The following is a 20093-nucleotide window of genomic DNA, read 5'->3' as shown; positions in this document are numbered from 1 at the left end:
TTTGGGGCCTGCGCAAGCGAGACGCGCGCGCCAAGCACCGGCGCCTTCCTTTCGGCAGATCACTGAATGCAGGTTTGTCGCCATGCGGCTGCACGAAAACATGCGTGCGACCGGCGGAAGCCAGCGCATCGCGCCTTACCGCAGCGAGGCGCTAGTGAAGTGAGGTGAAGGCAGCGCCGAGCATCGGGCCCGGCTTGTCGCGGTTGCCGTCCTGGACGTACACCGCCGCAGCATCGACACCGTCACGCGTGATGTTCTCCAGCGGCACGGTCCAGCTCCCGGACGAACCGTTCCAGTCACCGACCTTGAGGAGATTGCGCACGACGTTGTGGTAGGTGATCTCGCGGCCGCGGTTCTCGCCGCGCGCGATCGAGATCGGCACCGACTTCGAGATCGAGCAGATCCAGACCTCGCCGCGCGACACGGCCGGCGACTTCGATGCGGCGACCGACACGTTGATCTGCTTGCCGCTCAGCGTCATCGTCACGGGCACCGACATCACGCTGCCGCTCCTTTCGGTGTCCTTGATGGCGTCCTCGATACTGGCGCGATCGCTGCCGATCACATGCGCGGAGCCATTGATCACGGCTTGCGGCGTGTAGACGTCGCGGTCGCCGCGAACATGCGAATAGGCCTTCTGGCGCGCGCTGAAACGGGAATCGGCCAGCGTGTCCTTCCAGCCGAGATAGTCCCAATAGTCGATCGGCATGCTCAGCGCGATGACGTTGGGGTCCTTCGCGAGGTCACCGATGATCTTGTCCGCGGGCGGACAGGACGAGCATCCCTGCGAGGTGAAGAGTTCGACGACGGCACGCGGATCGGCGTGGGCGGGGCGGATGATCGCGACGATTGCGCAGATACCAAGGGCGCTGGACCATCGCGAGATACAGTTATAGGCCATCATCGCTGTCATACTGCGAACCAGTCGTGATGATTTCCATCCGTAATTGTACGGAGCATGAAGTCTGTCCCTGAACTTGCGTGCCCCAAAACGCGAGAAAGCGGCCTTTTCATAGGCCGCCTTCTTTTTAGCCGCTACTCACTAAGCAGTGAGGCACCGATCACAAATCCGCGTTGGAGCATGGTCCGGAAAAGTGTGAAGCGGTTTTCCGGACAGACCATGCTCAAACAAAGGGGCCTTAGGCCGCGAGTTTGCGCAGCACATAATGCAGGATGCCGCCGTTGCGATAGTAGTCGAGCTCGTCCAGCGTATCGATGCGGCAGAGCAGCGGGACATCCTTTTTGCCGCCGTCAGCGGAGACGATCTCGGCCGTTAGCGTCTGGCGCGGCTTCAGGTCGCCCTGCAGCCCGCGGATCGTGACCTTCTCGTCGCCCTTGAGGCCGAGCGTGGACCACGACGTGCCGTCCTGGAAGGTGAGCGGAAGCACACCCATGCCGACCAGGTTGGAGCGATGGATGCGCTCGAAGCTCTGGCAGATCACCGCGCGCACGCCGAGCAGGCGCGTGCCCTTTGCGGCCCAGTCGCGCGACGAGCCGTTGCCGTATTCGGCGCCGGCGAACACCACCAGCGGCACGCTCTCCTGCTGGTACTTCATCGCGGCGTCGTAGATCGACATCTGCTCGCCGTCGGGCCAGTGCCTGGTCAAACCGCCTTCCGGAATATTGCCGTCCGCGCCCTTCAGCATGAAGTTCTTGATGCGGATGTTGGCGAAGGTGCCGCGCATCATCACTTCATGGTTGCCGCGCCGCGTGCCGTACTGGTTGAAGTCGGCGGGGCGCACCTGGTGCTCGCTGAGGAACTTGCCGGCGGGCGAGGTCAGCTTGATCGAACCGGCCGGCGAGATGTGGTCGGTGGTGATCTTGTCGCCGAACATCGCGAGGATCCGCGCGTCGACCACGTCGGTGACCGGATCCGGCTGCTTCTTCATGCCCTCGAAATAGGGCGGGTTCTGCACATAGGTCGAGCTCATGTTCCAGCGATAGGTCTCGCTTTCCGTGGTCTTGATCTTGCGCCAGTTGGTATCGCCCTTGAACACGTCGGCGTACTTCTTCTTGAAGATCGTCGCGGTGACGTACTTCTTCATGAAGGCGTTGATCTCCTTGGCGGTCGGCCAAATGTCCTTGAGGAACACCGGCTTGCCGTCCTTGCCGATGCCGAGCGGCTCGACCGCGAGATCCTTGGTCACGGTGCCGGCGATCGCATGCGCGACGACGAGCGGCGGCGAGGCGAGGTAGTTCGCCTGCACGTCGGGCGAGACGCGGCCTTCGAAGTTGCGGTTGCCCGACAGCACGGCGGCGGCGACGATGCCGTTTTCGTTGATTGACTTCGAGATGTCTTCCGGCAGCGGGCCGGAATTGCCGATGCAGGTCGTGCAGCCGAAGCCGACGAGGTTGAAGCCGACCTTGTCGAGATCGGCCTGCAGGCCAGAATTGGCGAGATACTCCGCCACCACCTGGCTGCCCGGCGCGAGCGAGGTCTTCACCCACGGCTTGGCCTTGAGGCCCTTGGCGGCCGCCTTGCGCGCCAGCAGGCCGGCGCCGATCAGCACGCTCGGATTGGAGGTGTTGGTGCAGGAGGTGATCGCCGCGATCACGACGTCGCCATGGCCGAGATCGAAGTCACGGCCCTCGACCGCATAACGCTTCTGCTCGCCCTCGGGCTTCTTGTATTCGCCGACCAGCGCGGTCGCGAAACCGGTCGACACCGCCGGCAGCGCGATGCGGCCTTCGGGGCGCTTCGGCCCGGCCATCGACGGCACGACGTCGCCGAGGTCGAGCGTCAGCGTGGTGGTGAACACCGGGTCAGTCGACTTGGCGGTGCGGAACAGGCCCTGCGCCTTGGCGTAGGACTGCACCAGCTTGACGCGATCGGCCTTGCGGCCCGAGGTCTTCAGGTAATCGATGGTCGCGGCATCGACCGGGAAGAAACCGCAGGTCGCGCCGTATTCGGGCGCCATGTTGCCGATGGTCGCCTTGTCCGCGACCGAGAGATAGTCGAGGCCCGGGCCGAAGAATTCAACGAACTTGCCGACCACGCCGAGCTTGCGCAGCATCTGGGTGACGGTCAGCACGAGGTCGGTCGCGGTGACGCCTTCCTTGAGCTGGCCCTTGAGCTTGAAGCCGACCACTTCGGGCAGCAGCATCGACAGCGGCTGGCCGAGCATGCAGGCCTCCGCCTCGATGCCGCCCACGCCCCAGCCGAGCACGGCGAGGCCGTTGACCATCGTGGTGTGCGAGTCGGTGCCGACCAGCGAGTCGGGATAGGCGACCTCGAAGGTGCCGGTCTTCCGGCCGACCGTCATCTTCTCCTTCTTGGTCCACACCGTCTGCGCGAGATATTCGAGATTGACTTGGTGGCAGATGCCGGTGCCGGGCGGCACCACCGAGAAGTTCGAGAACGCCTTCTGGCCCCACTTGAGGAACTCGTATCGCTCCTGGTTCTGCTTGTATTCCTCGGTGACGTTCTTCGCGAACGCCTTGTTGTCACCGAAGAAGTTGACGATCACCGAGTGGTCGATGACGAGATCGACCGGCACCAGCGGGTTGATCTTCTCGGCATCGCCGCCGAGGTTCTGCATCGCGTTGCGCATCGCCGCGAGGTCGACCACGGCCGGGACGCCGGTGAAATCCTGCATCAGGACGCGCGCCGGGCGGAACGCGACTTCGTGCTCGAGCTGGCGCTTCTTCAGCCACTTCGACACCGCAACGATGTCTTCCTTCTTGACGGTGCGGCCGTCCTCGTTGCGCAGCAGGTTCTCCAGCAGAACCTTCATCGAATACGGCAGCTTCGAAATCCCCTTCAGTCCGTTCTTCTCTGCCTGGGGCAGGCTGTAATAGACGTAGGACTTGCCGCCGACCTTCAGGGTCTTGCGGCATTTGAAGCTGTCGAGCGAGGTCATGCGAGGAATCCCAATTCTCAGTTATACCCGGCAAGGGTAACTAAACACCGGCGATCGAGACTGGCCAAGGGATGGCCTGGGGTGGGTTGCGGCCGCCGATTGTGTGTGCTGCATCAAGTTCCGGGCTTATAGAACCTTTCTAGAAGCGCCGCCACACCGACAAGCGTGCGACAGCGTTGCGCGACCCAAAAATTCTCACGCGGTAGCGAAAGATTTCAGAGGGCTGTGACAAGACGAACCATGCGGCTCTCGGGACGAAATCTGAAATGCGTGCGCGGCGGACGCGAGGTGTTTTCCGGCCTCGATCTGTCGGCCACGTCAGGCGAGGCGCTCGCCATCAGCGGCCCTAACGGCGCCGGCAAGACCTCGCTGCTGCGCGTCCTCGCCGGGCTATTGGTTCCCGCCGAGGGTGTGGTCGCGCTCGAAGGCGGCGACGCCGAGCTCAGCCTGCCTGAGCAGGCCCACTATCTCGGCCACCGCGACGCCCTGAAGCCGGCGCTGAGCGTTGCGGAAAATCTGTCCTTCTGGCGGGAATTCCTCGGCGGCGAGACCGAGGACGCCGGCCGCTGCCTTGCCGCCGTGGCGCTCGACCACGCCGCGCATCTGCCGGCGGCCTACCTCTCCGCCGGGCAGCGCCGCCGCCTGTCGATCGCGCGCCTGCTCTCGGTGCGGCGACCGGTGTGGCTGCTGGACGAGCCGACATCGGCGCTCGACGCGGCCGGACAGGCGCTGTTCATCGACCTGATGCGCGACCATCTCGCACGGGGCGGCCTGATCGTCGCGGCGACGCATCTGCCGCTCGGCATCGATGCGCGCGATCTGCGGATGGGAGGCGCGGCATGAGCGCGCTTGGCGCCTTGATCCGCCGCGACATCCGCATCGCGCTGCGCGTCGGCGGCGGTGCGCTGATCGGCGTGCTGTTCTTCCTCACCGTCACGGTGCTGATGCCGTTCGCGGTGGGCCCGGATCTCGCGCTGCTGTCGCGGCTCGGCCCCGCCATCCTCTGGCTCGGCGCGTTGCTGGCGAGCCTGCTCACGCTCGACCGCCTGTTCACGGCCGACCACGAGGACGGCTCGCTCGACCTCATCGTGATGAGCCGGACGCCGCTGGAACTCGCCTGCGCCGCCAAGGCGCTGGCGCACTGGATCGCCGCCGGCCTGCCGCTGATCATCGCAACCCCGGTGCTCGGCCTGCTGCTCAATCTCGACGGCACGGCGACGCTCGCGGTCGCGGCGACGCTGCTGGCGGGAACACCGGCGCTGACCTTCACCGGCATGATCGGCGCGGCCCTGGCGGTGACGCTGCATCGCGGCGGGCTATTGCTGGCGGTGCTGGTGCTGCCGCTGTCGATCCCGGTGCTGATCTTCGGTGTTGCGGCCTCGCAGGCGGCGATTTCGGGCCCCCTGCCCTTTGGAACGCCGTTCTCGATCCTCTGCGCGCTGTCGCTTGCCAGCCTCGTGATCGGCCCCTTTGCCGCGGCCGCGAGCCTGCGGCACGGGCTGGACTGAGATGAGCCAGATCAAATCTCGCCGGGAGGAAATCGGCCAATTGCCTGCGACACATCGGACGATTATCAGGGTGCCATGACGCTGACCGACCTCGCCAATCCGACCAAGTTTCTGGCGCTGACCGCGCGCATCCTGCCGTGGCTCGCCGGCGTGACCGCGATCCTGCTCGCGATCGGGCTCTACCAGTCGGCGATGGCGCCCGACGACTACCAGCAGGGCGCCACGGTGAAGATCATGTTCATCCACGTGCCGAATGCGTGGTTGTCGATGTTCGTCTGGGGCGTCATGAGCGTGGCCGCGCTCGGCACCCTCGTGTGGCGGCATCCGCTCGCCGACGTCGCCGCGAAAGCTGCCGCTCCGATCGGCGCCGCCTTCACCTTTCTGGCGCTCGTCACCGGGTCGCTGTGGGGCCGGCCGATGTGGGGCACCTATTGGGAGTGGGATGCGCGCCTGACCTCGGTCTTGATCCTGTTCCTGATGTATCTCGGCCTGATGGCGCTGTGGCGCGCGGTGGAGGACCCGTCGCGTGCGGCGCGGGCGGCGGCGGTGCTCACGCTGGTGGGCGCGATCAACATCCCGATCATCAAGTTCTCGGTCGACTGGTGGAACACGCTGCATCAGCCGGCCTCGGTGTTTCGCGCCGGCGGGCCGACGCTCGACAAGGCGTTCCTGTGGCCGCTGCTGGTGATGGCGATCGCGTTCTCGCTGCTGTTCATCACCTTGCACCTGGCGGCGATGCGCAACGAGATCCTGCGCCGGCGCGTGCGCAGCCTGCAGATGATGCAGGCGAGCCGCGTCTCGTTCACGAGCGAGGTGGGCGGCGGTTCGCAAGCAACCGCGTCAAACGAAATTGGAGCGGCGTGATACGATGGCGCTTGGTCCCTACGCCTCCTTCATCGTGACGTCCTACGCGCTGGTCGCGGCGGTTGTGCTGCTGCTGATCGTCTGGATCATCGCCGACTATCGCCGGCAACAGGCGCGCCTCAGGGAGATCGAGGCCAGCGGCGTGACGCGCCGCTCCGGCCGCAGCGCGGCAGATATAAGATGAGCGATCAGGCAACCAACAGCCCGCCGCAAGCGCGCCGCCTGCTGGTGGTGCTGCCGCTGCTGATCTTCCTCGGCCTCGCCGGGCTGTTCCTGCTGCGGCTCTATGGCGGCGATCCCTCGAAAATCCCGTCGGCGCTGATCGGCCGGCCGGCGCCGCAGACCGCCCTGCCCGCGCTCGACGGCCTGGTGCGGGACGGTGCGCCGGTCCCCGGTCTCGATCCCGCCGCCTTCAAGGGCAAGGTCTCGGTCGTCAATGTCTGGGCGTCGTGGTGCGTGCCCTGCCACGACGAGGCGCCGCTGCTGACCGAGCTCGGCAAGGACAAGCGCTTCCAGATCATCGGCATCAACTACAAGGACTCGCCCGAGAATGCCCGGCGCTTCCTCGGCCGCTACGGCAATCCGTTCGGCATCGTCGGCGTCGACGGCAACGGCCGCGCCTCGATCGAATGGGGCGTCTATGGCGTGCCCGAGACCTTCCTGGTCGGGCGCGAGGGCACCATCGTCTACAAGCTGGTCGGCCCGGTGACTCCGGACAACGTCAACCGCGTGCTCAAGGCCGAGATCGAGAAGGCGCTCGCGGCGGGCAGTTGATAGCCGTTACTTGCGCTCACCTCTCCCCGTCCTTTACGGCGAGGGGCTTTGGACGGTGTTTGTAATAAACTCCGAGCCTATCCGTGGAGAGACCCTCACCCCACCCTCTCCCCGCATCCGCCTTCGCCCGAAGGCGGGCTTCGGCGGACAAGAGAGCGGGGCGAGGGAGCAGAGTGCTGATCACCCCTTCCGCACGTCGCCCGCGTCGGCCTCGCTCGCCTCCAGCGAGACCGGCTCAAGGTGATAGCGCTTGGTCAGCGGCATCTGGGCGATGGCGAAGATCATGGTCAGCGGCGTCACGCCGAACACCTTGAAGTTCACCCAGAAATCCGTGGTCTGCGTGCGCCAGACAAGCTCGTTGAGCACCGCCATGCCGGCGAAGAACAGCGCCCAGCGCAGGGTGAGGATGCGCCAGCCCTGCGGCGTCAGGTTGAACACCTGGTCGAACATGATGGCGATGAAGGACCGGCCGAACAACAGCCCGCCGCCGAGCACGGCCGCGAACAGCCCGTAGATGATGGTCGGCTTGACCTTGATGAAGGTCTCGTCGTGCAGCACCAGCGTCAGCGTGCCGAACACCAAGACGATCGCGCCGGTCACCAGCGCCATGATCGGCACGTGCCTGGTCACCACATAGGATGCGATCATCGCGGCCACGATCGCCACCATGAAGGCGCCGGTCGCGACGAACAGATGGTACTTGGCGTTGGCGATAAAGAACACGAGCAGTGGCCCGAGTTCGGTCGCCAGCTTGAACAGCGGATGCGGCTGGGTCTTGTCCATCAACTCTCTACTTTGATTTGAGGCATGACCCGATCCGAAAACCGGTGTCCACGTTTCGGGGTCATGCCTCGATTCCGGCAATTGCCTTGGCAAAATCCTTCGCCGCGAAGGGCGCGAGGTCCTCGACGCCTTCGCCGACGCCGATGAAATGCACCGGCAGCTTGTGCTTCTCCGACAGCGCGACAAGGATGCCGCCGCGCGCCGTGCCGTCAAGCTTGGTCATCACGAGCCCCGTGACGCCTGCCGTACGATGAAACGCCTCGACTTGCGACAACGCATTTTGTCCCACCGTGGCGTCGAGCACGAGCAGCACCGCGTGCGGCGCCGACGCATCGACCTTCCTGATGACGCGCACGACCTTTTCCAATTCGTTCATCAGCTCGGACTTGTTCTGCAGGCGGCCGGCGGTGTCGATCAGCAGCACGTCGCGCGCCTGCTCCTTGGCCGCGGTCAGCGCGCTGAAGGCAAGGCTCGCCGAATCCGAGCCCTGGGCGCCTGATATGACCGGCGACTTGGTGCGCTCGCCCCAGACCTTGAGCTGCTCGATCGCCGCGGCGCGGAAGGTGTCGCCGGCGGCCAGCATGACCTTGCGGCCCTCGGCGGAGAATTTCGAGGCCAGCTTGCCGATCGTCGTGGTCTTGCCAGAGCCGTTGACGCCGACCACCAAGATGACGAACGGCTGCTTCGCGGCATCGATCTCGAGCGGCTTCGCCACCGGCGACAGCACCTTCTCGACCTCGGTCGCGACCACGTCCTTGACCTCGTCGGCCGAGATCGCCTTGTCGTAGCGCCCCTTGCCGACAGCCTCCGCAATGCGGACCGCGACATCGGTACCGAGATCGGCGCGCAGCAGCACATCCTCGATGTCATCGAGCATGGCCGCATCGAGCTTGCGCTTGGTGACGAGGTCGGCGACCGCGGTCCCGATCGAACTCGAGGTTCGCTTCAGGCCGCCCTTCAGCCGCTGCCACCAGCTCTGTTTTGGAGTTCCCGCAGTGGTATCGTTCATGGCGCGGACGTGTTAGCCGTTTCGGCCCATAAACGAAAGTCTCGACGAATTGATCGATGTTCCCCAATTGACCGCGGAAGAAATCCTGGGCCGGGTGCTCCACCGCGACGGGCTGATGCTGGTGATCGACAAGCCGGCCGGCCTGCCGGTGCATCGCGGTCCCAAGGGCGGCCCCAATCTGGAGGCCTCGTTCGACGCGCTGCGGTTCGGCCTGCCGCGGCCGCCGGTGCTGGCGCATCGGCTGGACAAGGACACCTCGGGCTGCCTCGTCCTGGGACGCCACCGCAAGGCGACCGCCTCGCTCGGGCTGTTGTTCAAGCACAGCAAGATTGCGAAGACCTATTGGACCGTGGTCGAGGGCGGCCCTGCCGAGGATGAAGGCACAATCGACATGCCGCTCGGCCGGCTCAACGCCGAGCGCGGCTGGTGGCAGAAGCCGGACCCGGATGGCCAGAAGGCGATCACCAACTGGAAGGTGCTGGGGCGTGGCGACGGCCTCACCTGGCTCGCGATGGAGCCGGTCACCGGCCGCACCCATCAGCTGCGGGTGCATTCGGCGGCGATGGGCTGGCCGATCGTCGGCGACAATATCTATGGCAACGGCCCGCGCTTCGGCGAGCCGACCCTGCATCTGCATTCCCGCGAGATCGGCATCCCGATCTCCAGGAACAAGGACCCGGTGCATGTGGTCGCGCCGGCACCCGAGCACATGCGGAAGCGGCTCAAGGCCTGCGGCTGGAACGGCGACTAAGCATGATCCGGAAAAGTGCGAAGCGGTTTTCCGAAAGGATTATGCTCAAACAAAGAGCTAAAGCGCGATGACGATCCAGCCCAACCTCATCGCGCTTTAGCCTCCGTGATTTTACGGAGAATTATCCTTTACGGAACATTCAGGCCCATCCGATAGTCCTGAAGGCGGCTTAGAAAAGCGCGCCGGGACCGGACGGCTCAGGACGAGCAATGCTGAATGATGGACTAGCAATTGTCGACGAGGTCGAGGCTGCGATACGCGCCGGCTCCGCCGATAAATGCCTGGCCACGGCAAGGCGCGTCACCGGCCTTTTCCTCGCATCCGCCGGCAAGTTCAACAGCGAACAGATCGAGCTGTTCGACAACGTGCTCGAGCGTCTGGTGAAGACCATCGAGTTGCGCGCGCTCGCCGACATCAGCGCCCGGATGGCGCTCACCGACATCAGCGAGCAGCTCGCACCGGTCGCCCAGGCACCGCCCGCGATCATTCGCCGTCTCGCCAGCAATGACGAGATCAGGATCGCGCGGCCGATCCTGCAGGAATCGTCGCGGCTCAGCGCGGACGATTTGGTCGAGATCGCACGGACCAAGAGCGAGCAGCATCTGCTCGCCGTCGCCGGCCGCTGGTGGCTAAAGGAGGTCGTCACTGACGCGCTTCTGGCGCGTCGCTTTGCGAGCGTGAGCCACCGCCTGGTCACCAATCCCGGCGCCAAAGTATCGCCGGGCGGATTTGCCGTCATCCTCGCGCAGGCCGAGCACGATCCGGTGCTTGCGGTCGAGACCGGCATTCGCGCCGACCTGCCGTCGGAGCTCCGCCTTCAGCTCCTGCGCCGCGCGACGGAAGAGGTTCGCGGCCGTCTGCTGGAACGCGCCCCGCCCTATCTGTTCGAAGAAATCCGGCATGCGATCGCAGCGGTCGCCGCCGGCGTCGAGCGCGACATGTCGCAAGTCCGCGACTTCACCGCGGCCAAGCACCACGTCGCGAAGCTGAAGGACGACGGCGAGCTCAACGAAGCCTCACTGCTCGGTTTCGCCAGGCAGCGAAAATATGAAGAGACCATCGTTGCGCTGGCGTATCTTGCGCAGTCGAACATCGAGGTGATCCGCTCCCTGATGCAAAGCCTGCGCAGTGAGGGCCTGCTGGTGCCGTGCCGGGCAGCAGGCCTGAGTTGGGATACCGCCGCCGCGGTGATGGAATGTCGCTATACCACCGGCTCCATGGGACCGGTCGAACTCGCCCATGCGAAGAGCCAGTTCACGAAATTGACCCGCGAAAACGCAGATCGCCTGCTGCGGTTCTGGCAGGTTCGCGCGTCGCAGCCGGCAAGGCTGGGCGGGCGCACGCACTGAGTGCGTCATGCACGATGCGCATGTAGAGATTCAACCTGTCAAATAGCTCGTTCAGTATGATCACATGCGAAATGCAGGTGATCCGCTGCTCCGGACCCGCCATGCGCGGCTCCCCACATTCGTCGTCGTGGCGAAAGCCTGGACCCATAACCACCGCATTCTGTGACCGTGCGAGATCGCGGCCCCAGCGTCGCGCAGCAATTGAGATCTGGGGTAATGGGCCCCGGCCTGCGCCGGGAGAACAATGGGAGCGAACTTTCTCAGCGGCCCGATGCAATGAGCCGCGCACCGTCATGGCCGCGGATAGTCATCGCGCGTACCATGCCCGGCACATCTCTCTCGATCGCGACCGGCAGGAAGTGCTCGGTGCGGCCTTGCCGCTCGCTCTCGATCAGCACCTCGCGCATCGCGCCGACTTCCGCGTCAAGCCGGCGCAGCAGCGCGGCTTCGCCTGCCGCGCGCAGCCGCCTGGCGCGCTCCTTGATCGCGCCGCCATCGACCTGCGGCATCCGTGCGGCGGGCGTGCCCGGACGCCGCGAATAGGGAAACACGTGCAGGAAGGTGAGATCGCATTCCGCGACCAGATCGAGCGAACGCGCGAACATCTCTTCGGATTCGGTCGGGAAGCCCGCGATGATGTCGGCGCCGAGAGCGATGTCCGGCCGCAGCCGGCGGACCTGCGCGCAGAAATCGATCGCGTCCCGGCGTGAATGTCGGCGCTTCATCCGCTTCAGGATCATGTCATCGCCGGACTGCAACGACAGATGCAGATGCGGCATCAGCCGCGCATCGTCGGCGATGACATCGAGCAGGTCGCGATCCGCCTCGATCGAATCGATCGACGAGATGCGCAGCCGCTTCAGCTCGGGCACATGGCGCAGGATCTGCCGGGTCAACTGGCCGAGTTTCGGCGCGCCCGGCAGGTCGGCGCCATAGCTCGTGAGATCGACGCCGGTCAGCACGATCTCGGCATGGCCGCGCTCGACCAGCGCGCGGACCTGATCGACCACCGCGCCCATCGGCACCGAGCGCGAATTGCCGCGTCCGTAGGGGATGATACAGAAGGTGCAGCGATGGTCGCAGCCGTTCTGCACCTGCACGAATACGCGAGGCAGGCCGCGCTCGAAGCCGTCGAGCAGATGCGGCGCCATCTCGGTCACCGCCATGATGTCGGCGACGGCGACCTTCTCGCTTGTGTCGATGCCGAACGGCGCCTCGAACGCGGCGCGCGTGGCCTGCCAGGCGTCGCCACGCATCTTCTCGTCATTGCCGACGACGCGATCGACCTCGGCCATCTCGGCGAACATCCGGCTTTGCGTCTGCGCCGCACAGCCGGTGACGACGATGCGCGCATGCGGGCGTTCGCGTTTCAGCTTGCGGATCGACTGCCGCGCCTGCGCCACCGCCTCGTTGGTGACGGCGCAGCTGTTGATGACGATGGTGTCGCAAAGCCCCGCCTGCTCGGCTTCGCGGCGAATCACCTCGGACTCAAATGCGTTGAGGCGGCAGCCAAAGGTGACGACATCGACGCCCATAACCGATCTCACGCCCGATCAAGCGACGCTGGCGAATAGCGCCGGATCGAAGCGGCCCTCATATTCGAAATCGGCGGTGCCGGTCATCAGCACGTGATCGTCGCGCTCGCGCCACTCGATGCCGAGCTTGCCGCCGGGCAGCGTGATCTCGACGCTGCGATTGGCACGCTTCAGCCGCGCCGCCGCAACCGCCGTCGCGCAGGCCGCCGAGCCGCACGCTTTGGTGAGACCGGCGCCGCGCTCCCAGGTGCGGATCGTGATGTGGTCGCGATCGACGATATGGGCGAGGGTGATGTTGGCGCGTTCCGGAAAGATCGGGTGGTTTTCCAAAAGCGGGCCGAAACGTTCGAGATCGTAGGCATTGACGTCATCGACCCAGAAGATCGCATGCGGATTGCCCATCGAGACCACCGAGGGCGAATGCAACACCGGATTGTCGATCGGCCCGACCTGCAGCTCGATGTAGCGGGTGTCGCGAAATTCCTCAGCCAGCGGAATGTCCTGCCAGCCGAACTTCGGCGCGCCCATGTCGACGGTGTAGAGATCGGGCGCCGGCCCCTGCCAGCAATTGAGCAGGCCGGCGCGGGTCTGGAACGTCGCTGATGTCTGGCCGGTCTTCTCGAAAATCCGCCGCACCACGCAGCGCATGCCGTTGCCGCAGGCCCCGGCCTCCGAGCCGTCATTGTTGTAGATCGAGATGAACGCTTCGGTGCCGTCGAGCCGCGGCGGCTGCAGCACCATCAGCTGGTCATAGGGCACGCCGCCCGCCGGCGAAGCCACGGCGCGCGCCTCCGCTGCCGACACCTGTGCCCGACCTTGTACCGCTGAATCGCGCAGGTCGACGACGACGATCTCGTTGCCGATGCCGTTCATCTTGGCGAATGCGTGATTGGCGAGCGCGCTCATCGATTTTCCCAAATTCTGCCCGGTTATATGGCGAGTGGTGGCCAGTTAGCCAGCCTGAATGGCCCCATGACACATCTGTCATGGGACGAATGCAGAACTTGCGTGTTAGGAATATCGCACCTCGCGGACCGCGCGCCGGGACAGATCGAGCGGCCGTTCGAGGCAGGGGATGGAGAAAAACCAATGAACCGTATCAACACGCTCCGCGCGGCCCTGGTCGCGCTGCTGCCCTTGGCCGCGATCGCACTGGCAAGCCCGGCCCCTGCCCAGTCGCCGTCAGCCACGCCCGCTCCCGCAGCGAGCCCGACCCCTGCCCCTGCACCGTCGGCGACACCGGTGCCCCCGCCGGCCGAGACCAAGTCGCCGGCCGACAGCCCGGCCGCAGCGCAGACCCCGGCGCCGGCGCCGGCCGCCCCGGTGCAGACCGCCGATCCCTTCGGCGAGCCGTTCACGCTGGAGCCGAAAAAGGTCGTGATGCTGAAGGGCACGGCCAATTGGGATTCCGCCTTCGACGCCCTGATCGAGGCGTTCAAGCAGCTCACCGCGCTGCTCGACAAGGACGGCGTCAAGGCATCGGGCAATCCGATGATCGTCTACACCTCGACCGACGACACCGGCTTCACCTTCATCGCCGAGATCCCGGTCGATCAGGACGTCAAGAACCTCGGCAAGAACATGAGCATGGGCAATTCGCCCGACGGCAAGGCGCTGAAGTTCGTCCATCGCGGTTCCTACGACAACATGGACAACACCTATGAGGCGATCACCAACCACCTCGACGACAAGAAGCTCGAAGCCAAGGACACCTTTGTCGAGGAATACATCACCGATCCGCTGAAGACCGCGGAGGACAAGCTTGTGATCAACGTCTACGTACCCCTGAAGTGAGCCAGATGACCCATCGCCTTCTCCTTGGCCTCCCCTTCGGCCTCTCCTTCGCCGTCCCCCTGATCGCGACCACGCTGCTGGCTGCGCCCGTACTGGCCAATGACGACTTTCCGCCTGCGATTTCGGTCACCGGCGAGGCGACCGTGTCGGCGCCGCCCGACCAGGCGCAGCTTGACGCGGGCGTCACCACCGACGCCAAGACCGCACGCGAAGCCGCCGAAGCCAACAATGTGACGATGGGCAAGGTGCTGGCCGCACTGAAGGGCGCCGGGATCGCGGAGAAGGACTTTCAGACCTCGCGGCTGTCGCTGCAGCCGCAATTCGCCAATCGTGGGCCGTCGTCGCCGAACGCCCCGCCCAGCATCGTCGGCTACCATGCGAGCAATCGCGTCACGATCAGGCTGCACGATGTAAGCAAGGTCGCCAGCGTCATCGACGTGCTGGTCGGCGCCGGCGCCAACGATATCGGCGGGCTCAATTTCTCGGTGTCACAGGCCTCGAAGCTGCTCGACGAGGCGCGCGAAAAGGCGATCGCCGACGCCCGCCGCAAGGCCGAGATCTACGCCAAGGCCGCCGGCGTCACGCTCGGCGCACCCGTGAATATTGCGGAGGTCGGCTCGGCGCCGGTCCCGGTGTTCCGTCCCAAGATGGCGACGGCAGGCTTCGCCGCGCCGACGCCGGTGGCGCAAGGCGAGGAAACACTGACGGTCAATGTCAGCGTCTCCTGGGCGATCAAGGAGAAGTAATTCAAGGCAGCCAATTGACGTCGTCCCGGCGAAGGCCGGGACCCATTACCACCGAGTTTGGTTGTGAACGGAATCGTGGCCCCAGCGTCGCGCAACAATTAATATTTGGGGTAATGGGTCCCGGCCTTCGCCGGGACGACAGCATTTAGATTTCGAACACCTGCCCGGGCTTCAACGCGACAAACTTCCCGCGCGGCACCTTGGCGGCGTCGAGCGCTTCGCCAAGCGCCATCGCGGGCGCGTCGATCGCCTCGTCGGTCAACTGGAATGTGCCGTGGTGATGCGCCAGCGCCTGGGCGGCGCCGCAATCGGCCAACGCCTTCACCGCATCCTCCGGGTTCATGTGCTGGTCGCGCATGAACCAGCGCGGCTCATAGGCGCCGATCGGCAGGATCGCGAGCTGCAACGGTCCATACGCCTCGGCCACCCGGCGGAAATGTCCTCCGTCGCCGTAGCCGGAATCGCCAACGATGTAGAGCTTGCCGGCCGGCGTCTCCAAAACAAAACTCGCCCACAACGCCTTGTTGCGATCGAACAGCCCGCGCGCCGACCAGTGCCGCGTCGGCACCAGTGTCACGGCAAGGCCATTGCCGAGCTCGACGCGCTGATGCCAGTCGAAGGCCTCGGCTTTGATCGCGGCATCGGATGCGCGCATCGTGACGTCGTTGCCGAGCGGTGTGATCACGCGAGGACCAAATGCCCCCGCGAGCTTCGACAGCGTCGCGACGTCGAGATGGTCGTAGTGGCCGTGCGACACCAGCACGACATCGATCCTGGGCAGTTTATCGAATGCGATGCCGGGATCGTTGTGCCGCTTCGGCCCGGCGAAGCTGAACGGCGAGGCCCGCATCGACCACACCGGATCGAACAGGATGTTGAGGCCCGCGGTCTGGATCAGCCAGCTGGCATGACCGACAAAGCAGAGCCGCACCTTGTCGCCCTCGACGCGGGGCGGCGGCGTATCGGCATGGGGGCTCGGCGCCCATTCCGGCCAGACTGCGCGCTTCCGGCCGCCCCCGAACTGCCAGCGCAGCACCTCACCAAGCGATTTCGGCGGCGAGCCGTCCGGATCGAAGAAGTGCAGGCCGTCGAAATGATCGGACACGGGGCCGTCGTAGGTTTTCATGGTCATCATCCAGATCGAGGGCACACCGATCGCTGCGGCGGCTCCGGTCAAGGTTGCGAGAAGGCGGCGGCGGGTGATCAGCACGCGGGTTCCGGAATAGGAGGCAGGCTCCGGTTATATGGGTGGCAGCGGCGAATTCGGAACCAATAGGGCAAATCGACGTGATTTCAGTACCTTACTGTCCAGACTGAGCGGATTTCAGCGAAACTTTCCTTGACTTTGCCGCCCCGGCAGCGTTTAACCCGGCCACTTTCTCGGAAAGCTCCGTCTTTTCGACCCGCCGACTGGTCCTGGAGGCCAGAGGCCAACGCCCGACAGCGCGATGCGCCCTCGGGCGCGAAAGTGTTTGGATTTCCTTCTCCCTCGCCCCGCTCTTGCGGGGAGAGGGTCGGGGTGAGGAGCTCTCTCCGCGCACTGTGCGTGTGGATAGCCCTGTACCCCCTCACCCGCCGCGCAAATGCGCGGCGACCTCTCCCCGCAGGCGGGGAGAGGTAAAAGAGGACAACGGCATTGTTCGACAATCTGTCGGAACGGCTTGGTGGCATTCTCGATCGTCTGACGGGGCGCGGTGCGCTGACCGAAAAGGACGTCGATGCCGCAATGCGCGAGGTGCGCCGCGCGCTGCTCGAGGCCGACGTCGCGCTCGAGGTGGTCCGTAGCTTCATCGACCGGGTCCGCGAGCAGGCGATCGGCGCCACCGTCGTCAAGTCGGTGACGCCGGGCCAGATGGTGGTGAAGATCGTCCATGACGAGCTCGTCGCCACGCTCGGCTCCGACGGCCAGACCATCGATATCAACTCCGTGCCGCCGGTGCCGATCATGATGGTCGGTCTGCAAGGCTCCGGTAAGACCACCACCACCGCAAAGCTCGCGCGCCGCATGGTCCAGCGCGACAAGCGCAAGGTGCTGATGGCCTCGCTCGACGTCTACCGCCCGGCGGCGATGGAACAGCTCGCGGTGCTCGGCCGCGACCTCGACATTCCGACGCTGCCGATCGTCGCCGGCCAGATGCCGCCGCAGATCGCAAGGCGCGCGTTGGAGGCCGGCAAGCTCGGCGGCTACGACGTCGTGCTGCTCGACACCGCCGGCCGCACCACGCTCGACGAAGACATGATGAAGGAGGCGGCCGAGATCAAAGCCGCCGCCAACCCGCACGAAGTGCTGCTGGTCGCGGATAGCCTCACCGGCCAGGACGCGGTCAACCTCGCGCGCTCGTTCGACGAGCGCGTCGGCCTCACCGGCATCGTGCTGACGCGCGTTGACGGCGACGGCCGCGGCGGCGCCGCGCTGTCGATGCGCGCGGTCACCGGCAAGCCGATCAAGCTGATCGGCACCGGCGAAAAGACCGACGCGCTGGAAGACTTCCATCCGAACCGCATCGCCGGCCGCATCCTCGGCATGGGCGACGTGGTCTCGCTGGTCGAGAAGGCCGCCGCCAATATCGACGCCGAGAAGGCCGCGCGCACCGCCGAACGCATGCGCAAGGGTCAGTTCGACCTCAACGACATGCGCGAGCAGCTGCAGCAGATGGCGAATATGGGCGGCATCGGCGGCCTGATGGGCATGATGCCCGGCATCTCCAAGATGAAGAACCAGATCGCGGCGGCCGGCATCGACGACAAGATCCTGAAGCGCCAGGTCGCGATCATCGACTCGATGACGCGGCAGGAGCGCAAGAACCCGGACATCCTGAAGGCGAGCCGCAAGAAGCGCATCGCGGCAGGCGCTGGCCAGAGCGTCGAGCACGTCAACAAGCTGCTGAAGATGCACCGGAACATGGCCGACATGATGAAGGCCATGGGCAGCGGCAAACGCGGCCCGCTCGCCGGCATCGCGCAGGCGATGGGATTCGGCGGCGGCATGAAGCCGCCCTCGGCCGAGGAGATGAAGGCGCTCGCCGAGAAGATGCAGGGCGGCGCCGGCGGCGGCCTGCCCAATCTGCCGAAGGATTTGCCGGCCGGGCTGCGCGGCGGCTTGCCGAACGTGCCGGGCCTAACCGGCCTTTCCGGCAAGCCGATGCTGCCGGGCCTCGGCGGTTTCCCGGGCAAGAAGAAATGAGGAATTCGTCGCGACGGCTCGTATACGGCCGGCGCGACGCGGAATGCCAATCAATCGAACACATCGACCTTTGAAGGAGAACTGAATGTCCGTTGTTATCCGCCTCGCTCGCGCAGGCACCAAGAAGCGTCCGGTCTATCACGTCGTCGTCGCCGACTCGCGCTTCCCGCGCGATGGCCGCTTCATCGAGCGTCTCGGCCACTTCAACCCGCTGCTGCCGAAGGACAACGAGTCGCGCCTGAAGCTCGACATGGACAAGGTGAAGGCCTGGCTCGCCAAGGGCGCGCAGCCGTCGGATCGCGTGACCCGCTTCCTCGACGCCGCCGGCGTCAAGAAGCGCGCGCCGCGCAACAACCCGGAAAAGGCCGTGCCGCGCAAGGAGCGCAAGGCGCAGGCCGAAGCCGCCGCCAAGGCCTAAGCTGAACGGCGACCACGGTGGCTGCACCGGTCTGTGTCGCCCGTATCGGCGCTGCGCATGGCGTGCGCGGCGCCGTCAGGCTTTGGACCTTCACCGAAGATCCGCTGGCCGTGAAGGACTACGGTCCGCTGATGACCAGGGACGGCACGCGCCAGTTCGAGGTCACGCATGTGCGTGAGGCCAAGGACCATCTGGTGGTGACGCTGAAGGGCGTCGCCAGCCGCGATGATGCCGAACGGCTCAACGGGCTCGAGCTCTACGTTCCGCGCGACCGGCTGCCGGACACCGACGACGGCGAATACTACCACACCGATCTGATCGGGCTCGCCGCGGTGACGACGACGGAGCAGCCGCTCGGCAAGGTGATCGCGATCCATAATTTCGGCGCCGGCGACATCATCGAGATCGCCCCGCCGCAGGGCGCGACGATGCTGCTGCCGTTCACCAATGCCGTGGTGCCGACTGTCGATCTCGACGGCGGCCGCGTGGTGATCGACCTGCCCAAGGAAATTGACGGCGACGATCCGTCGGCCGCCTGACCGAGAATAATTTTCAACCCGTCATCCGGCCCTGCTGCTCGAGCCAGTCGCAGAACACCGCGCTGTGCGGATCGTTGCTGCGGCCCGCCGGAAAATACGCGAAGTAGCTCCGCGCCGGCAGGCTGACATCCGGAAACGGCGTCACCAGGCGCCCGGCCGCGAGATCATCCGCGATCAGCGCGGTCGGTCCCATCGCGACGCCGAGACTGTCGAGCGCGGCCTGGATCGTCAGATAGAAGTGATCGAAGGTCAGCGCGGCCGCCGGCTCCAGCGCGGATTGCCCGGCCTCGGTGAGCCAGTCGCGCCACAGCCGCGGCATCGACGTGACATGCAGCAGCGTGTGCCTGGAGAGGTCCGCGATCTCATTGAGCGGCAGCTGCGCCAATAGCGACGGACTGCACACCGGCAATCTCCGCTCCGACACCAGGAAGCGCGACGAGAAGCCGTGGAAGGTGTCGGGACCACCGCGGATCACGACGTCGAATGATTCAGACAACGCATCCACCGGATCGTTCGACGTGCTCAGGCGTACCTCGATATCCGGATGCTCGGCGCGAAACCGGCTCATCCGCGGCAGCAGCCAGCGCAGGCTGAAGGTCGCGAGCGCATTGACGCGCAACACCGCGACCGCCAGATCGCCGCGCCGCTCGCGATGCTGCTGCACGGCGGCGGAAATCCGGTCGAGCGCGGGCGCGAACTCTGCCAGCAATGCCGCGCCTGCCGGCGTCAGCACCACGCGCCGCACCGATCGCCGAAACAGCGACGGCGCCCCCAGCCATTCCTCGAGCAGGCGGATCTGCTGACTGACCGCGCCATGGGTCACGCTGAGCTCAGCGGCGGCTTCCTTGAAGCTGCCTAGCCGGGCGGCGGCCTCGAAGGCACGCACCGCATTGAGCGGCGGCAGGCTGCGGCGTGGGACGAACATGATCCCTCAACAAGATTTTCTAACGTATGATCCGATTATTACTGATTTGTGACA

Annotated in this window: 20 protein-coding genes; 12 read left to right on the top strand and 8 right to left on the bottom strand. The window is 65.5% G+C overall.

Annotated elements, in window-relative coordinates; all coding sequences use genetic code 11:
• Positions 1–151 precede the first annotated feature (151 nt).
• On the bottom strand, positions 152–913 hold the full coding sequence (locus ACVWZM_RS19260; RefSeq protein WP_057020930.1) for a DUF1223 domain-containing protein: 762 nt from the start codon (positions 911–913) through the stop codon (positions 152–154).
• A 226-nt stretch (positions 914–1139) separates the two neighbouring features.
• Positions 1140–3860 carry an aconitate hydratase AcnA gene (gene acnA / locus ACVWZM_RS19255; protein WP_456854268.1) on the bottom strand — a complete coding sequence of 907 codons (2721 nt, stop codon included), beginning with the start codon at positions 3858–3860 and terminating at the stop codon, positions 1140–1142.
• Positions 3861–4100: 240 nt separating this feature from the next.
• Between acnA and ccmA the strand changes: the two genes are divergently transcribed.
• From ccmA to ACVWZM_RS19230, 5 genes are all read left to right on the top strand, one after another.
• Entirely contained in the window at positions 4101–4703 is a 603-nt protein-coding gene (ccmA, locus tag ACVWZM_RS19250) for a heme ABC exporter ATP-binding protein CcmA (RefSeq protein ID WP_456854266.1), read from the top strand.
• Positions 4700–5368, top strand: coding sequence for a heme exporter protein CcmB (ccmB, locus tag ACVWZM_RS19245; RefSeq protein ID WP_057020933.1), 669 nt, complete (start codon positions 4700–4702; stop codon positions 5366–5368). Before ccmA ends, ccmB begins: the two co-directional genes overlap by 4 nt.
• A gap of 75 nt (positions 5369–5443) precedes the next feature.
• The gene (locus tag ACVWZM_RS19240) at positions 5444–6232 is read left to right on the top strand and encodes a heme ABC transporter permease (RefSeq protein WP_225163870.1); all 789 of its coding nucleotides are present in this window, start codon (positions 5444–5446) and stop codon (positions 6230–6232) included.
• 4 nt (positions 6233–6236) lie between these two features.
• Positions 6237–6416, top strand: a complete 180-nt coding sequence (gene ccmD / locus ACVWZM_RS19235; protein ID WP_057020935.1) for a heme exporter protein CcmD — start codon at positions 6237–6239, stop codon at positions 6414–6416.
• Positions 6413–7006: a DsbE family thiol:disulfide interchange protein gene (locus tag ACVWZM_RS19230; RefSeq protein WP_057020936.1), complete on the top strand. Its 594-nt coding sequence runs from the start codon at positions 6413–6415 to the stop codon at positions 7004–7006. The genes ccmD and ACVWZM_RS19230 overlap by 4 nt, the downstream gene beginning before the upstream one ends.
• Positions 7007–7186: 180 nt before the next feature.
• Here ACVWZM_RS19230 and ACVWZM_RS19225 read toward each other — a convergent pair whose 3' ends face one another.
• Entirely contained in the window at positions 7187–7789 is a 603-nt protein-coding gene (locus tag ACVWZM_RS19225; protein ID WP_057020937.1) for a septation protein A, read from the bottom strand.
• 61 nt (positions 7790–7850) lie between these two features.
• The gene (gene ftsY / locus ACVWZM_RS19220; RefSeq protein WP_456854264.1) at positions 7851–8798 is read right to left on the bottom strand and encodes a signal recognition particle-docking protein FtsY; all 948 of its coding nucleotides are present in this window, start codon (positions 8796–8798) and stop codon (positions 7851–7853) included.
• A 49-nt stretch (positions 8799–8847) separates the two neighbouring features.
• On the opposite strand from ftsY, the gene ACVWZM_RS19215 reads away from it, so the two are divergent.
• Both ACVWZM_RS19215 and ACVWZM_RS19210 read left to right on the top strand, forming a co-directional pair.
• Positions 8848–9549 (top strand): RluA family pseudouridine synthase, encoded by a 702-nt coding sequence (locus ACVWZM_RS19215; RefSeq protein ID WP_456854262.1) that lies wholly within the window; start codon positions 8848–8850, stop codon positions 9547–9549.
• Positions 9550–9758: 209 nt separating this feature from the next.
• Positions 9759–10898, top strand: coding sequence for a DUF2336 domain-containing protein (locus ACVWZM_RS19210; protein WP_456854260.1), 1140 nt, complete (start codon positions 9759–9761; stop codon positions 10896–10898).
• A gap of 260 nt (positions 10899–11158) precedes the next feature.
• Here ACVWZM_RS19210 and mtaB read toward each other — a convergent pair whose 3' ends face one another.
• Both mtaB and dapF read right to left on the bottom strand, forming a co-directional pair.
• Positions 11159–12433 (bottom strand): tRNA (N(6)-L-threonylcarbamoyladenosine(37)-C(2))-methylthiotransferase MtaB, encoded by a 1275-nt coding sequence (gene mtaB, locus ACVWZM_RS19205; RefSeq protein ID WP_456854258.1) that lies wholly within the window; start codon positions 12431–12433, stop codon positions 11159–11161.
• Positions 12434–12451: 18 nt separating this feature from the next.
• Positions 12452–13339, bottom strand: coding sequence for a diaminopimelate epimerase (dapF, locus tag ACVWZM_RS19200; protein WP_456854256.1), 888 nt, complete (start codon positions 13337–13339; stop codon positions 12452–12454).
• Positions 13340–13522: 183 nt separating this feature from the next.
• Between dapF and ACVWZM_RS19195 the strand changes: the two genes are divergently transcribed.
• Together ACVWZM_RS19195 and ACVWZM_RS19190 are read left to right on the top strand one after the other, a co-directional pair.
• Positions 13523–14227 carry a GyrI-like domain-containing protein gene (locus ACVWZM_RS19195; protein WP_456854254.1) on the top strand — a complete coding sequence of 235 codons (705 nt, stop codon included), beginning with the start codon at positions 13523–13525 and terminating at the stop codon, positions 14225–14227.
• 5 nt (positions 14228–14232) lie between these two features.
• Entirely contained in the window at positions 14233–14973 is a 741-nt protein-coding gene (locus tag ACVWZM_RS19190) for an SIMPL domain-containing protein (RefSeq protein ID WP_456783012.1), read from the top strand.
• 145 nt (positions 14974–15118) lie between these two features.
• On the opposite strand, the gene ACVWZM_RS19185 is transcribed toward ACVWZM_RS19190, so the two are convergent.
• Positions 15119–16183: an MBL fold metallo-hydrolase gene (locus tag ACVWZM_RS19185; protein WP_456854252.1), complete on the bottom strand. Its 1065-nt coding sequence runs from the start codon at positions 16181–16183 to the stop codon at positions 15119–15121.
• Between the two features lie 426 nt (positions 16184–16609).
• Between ACVWZM_RS19185 and ffh the strand changes: the two genes are divergently transcribed.
• From ffh to rimM, 3 genes are all read left to right on the top strand, one after another.
• Entirely contained in the window at positions 16610–18157 is a 1548-nt protein-coding gene (gene ffh / locus ACVWZM_RS19180) for a signal recognition particle protein (protein ID WP_018269389.1), read from the top strand.
• A gap of 85 nt (positions 18158–18242) precedes the next feature.
• Entirely contained in the window at positions 18243–18575 is a 333-nt protein-coding gene (gene rpsP, locus ACVWZM_RS19175) for a 30S ribosomal protein S16 (RefSeq protein WP_016847621.1), read from the top strand.
• A gap of 17 nt (positions 18576–18592) precedes the next feature.
• Positions 18593–19114: a ribosome maturation factor RimM gene (gene rimM / locus ACVWZM_RS19170; RefSeq protein WP_076834650.1), complete on the top strand. Its 522-nt coding sequence runs from the start codon at positions 18593–18595 to the stop codon at positions 19112–19114.
• Positions 19115–19127: 13 nt separating this feature from the next.
• On the opposite strand, the gene gcvA is transcribed toward rimM, so the two are convergent.
• Positions 19128–20039 carry a transcriptional regulator GcvA gene (gene gcvA / locus ACVWZM_RS19165; RefSeq protein WP_225163580.1) on the bottom strand — a complete coding sequence of 304 codons (912 nt, stop codon included), beginning with the start codon at positions 20037–20039 and terminating at the stop codon, positions 19128–19130.
• Between the last annotated feature and the right edge of the window lie 54 nt (positions 20040–20093).

This window comes from Bradyrhizobium sp. USDA 4501 (assembly GCF_054062115.1).
This window is presented reverse-complemented; position numbering and strand designations above follow the sequence as displayed.

Coding starts and splice junctions, on each gene's coding strand:
- ACVWZM_RS19195 (WP_456854254.1), top strand. CDS start 13,523: ATGAACCGTATCAACACGCTCCGCGCGGCCCTGGTCGCGCTGCTGCCC.
- acnA (WP_456854268.1), bottom strand. CDS start 3,860: ATGACCTCGCTCGACAGCTTCAAATGCCGCAAGACCCTGAAGGTCGGC.
- ACVWZM_RS19210 (WP_456854260.1), top strand. CDS start 9,759: ATGCTGAATGATGGACTAGCAATTGTCGACGAGGTCGAGGCTGCGATA.
- mtaB (WP_456854258.1), bottom strand. CDS start 12,433: ATGGGCGTCGATGTCGTCACCTTTGGCTGCCGCCTCAACGCATTTGAG.
- rpsP (WP_016847621.1), top strand. CDS start 18,243: ATGTCCGTTGTTATCCGCCTCGCTCGCGCAGGCACCAAGAAGCGTCCG.
- ACVWZM_RS19230 (WP_057020936.1), top strand. CDS start 6,413: ATGAGCGATCAGGCAACCAACAGCCCGCCGCAAGCGCGCCGCCTGCTG.
- ACVWZM_RS19260 (WP_057020930.1), bottom strand. CDS start 913: ATGACAGCGATGATGGCCTATAACTGTATCTCGCGATGGTCCAGCGCC.
- ccmB (WP_057020933.1), top strand. CDS start 4,700: ATGAGCGCGCTTGGCGCCTTGATCCGCCGCGACATCCGCATCGCGCTG.
- ACVWZM_RS19240 (WP_225163870.1), top strand. CDS start 5,444: ATGACGCTGACCGACCTCGCCAATCCGACCAAGTTTCTGGCGCTGACC.
- gcvA (WP_225163580.1), bottom strand. CDS start 20,039: ATGTTCGTCCCACGCCGCAGCCTGCCGCCGCTCAATGCGGTGCGTGCC.
- ccmA (WP_456854266.1), top strand. CDS start 4,101: ATGCGGCTCTCGGGACGAAATCTGAAATGCGTGCGCGGCGGACGCGAG.
- dapF (WP_456854256.1), bottom strand. CDS start 13,339: ATGAGCGCGCTCGCCAATCACGCATTCGCCAAGATGAACGGCATCGGC.
- ACVWZM_RS19190 (WP_456783012.1), top strand. CDS start 14,233: ATGACCCATCGCCTTCTCCTTGGCCTCCCCTTCGGCCTCTCCTTCGCC.
- ftsY (WP_456854264.1), bottom strand. CDS start 8,798: ATGAACGATACCACTGCGGGAACTCCAAAACAGAGCTGGTGGCAGCGG.
- ccmD (WP_057020935.1), top strand. CDS start 6,237: ATGGCGCTTGGTCCCTACGCCTCCTTCATCGTGACGTCCTACGCGCTG.
- ACVWZM_RS19225 (WP_057020937.1), bottom strand. CDS start 7,789: ATGGACAAGACCCAGCCGCATCCGCTGTTCAAGCTGGCGACCGAACTC.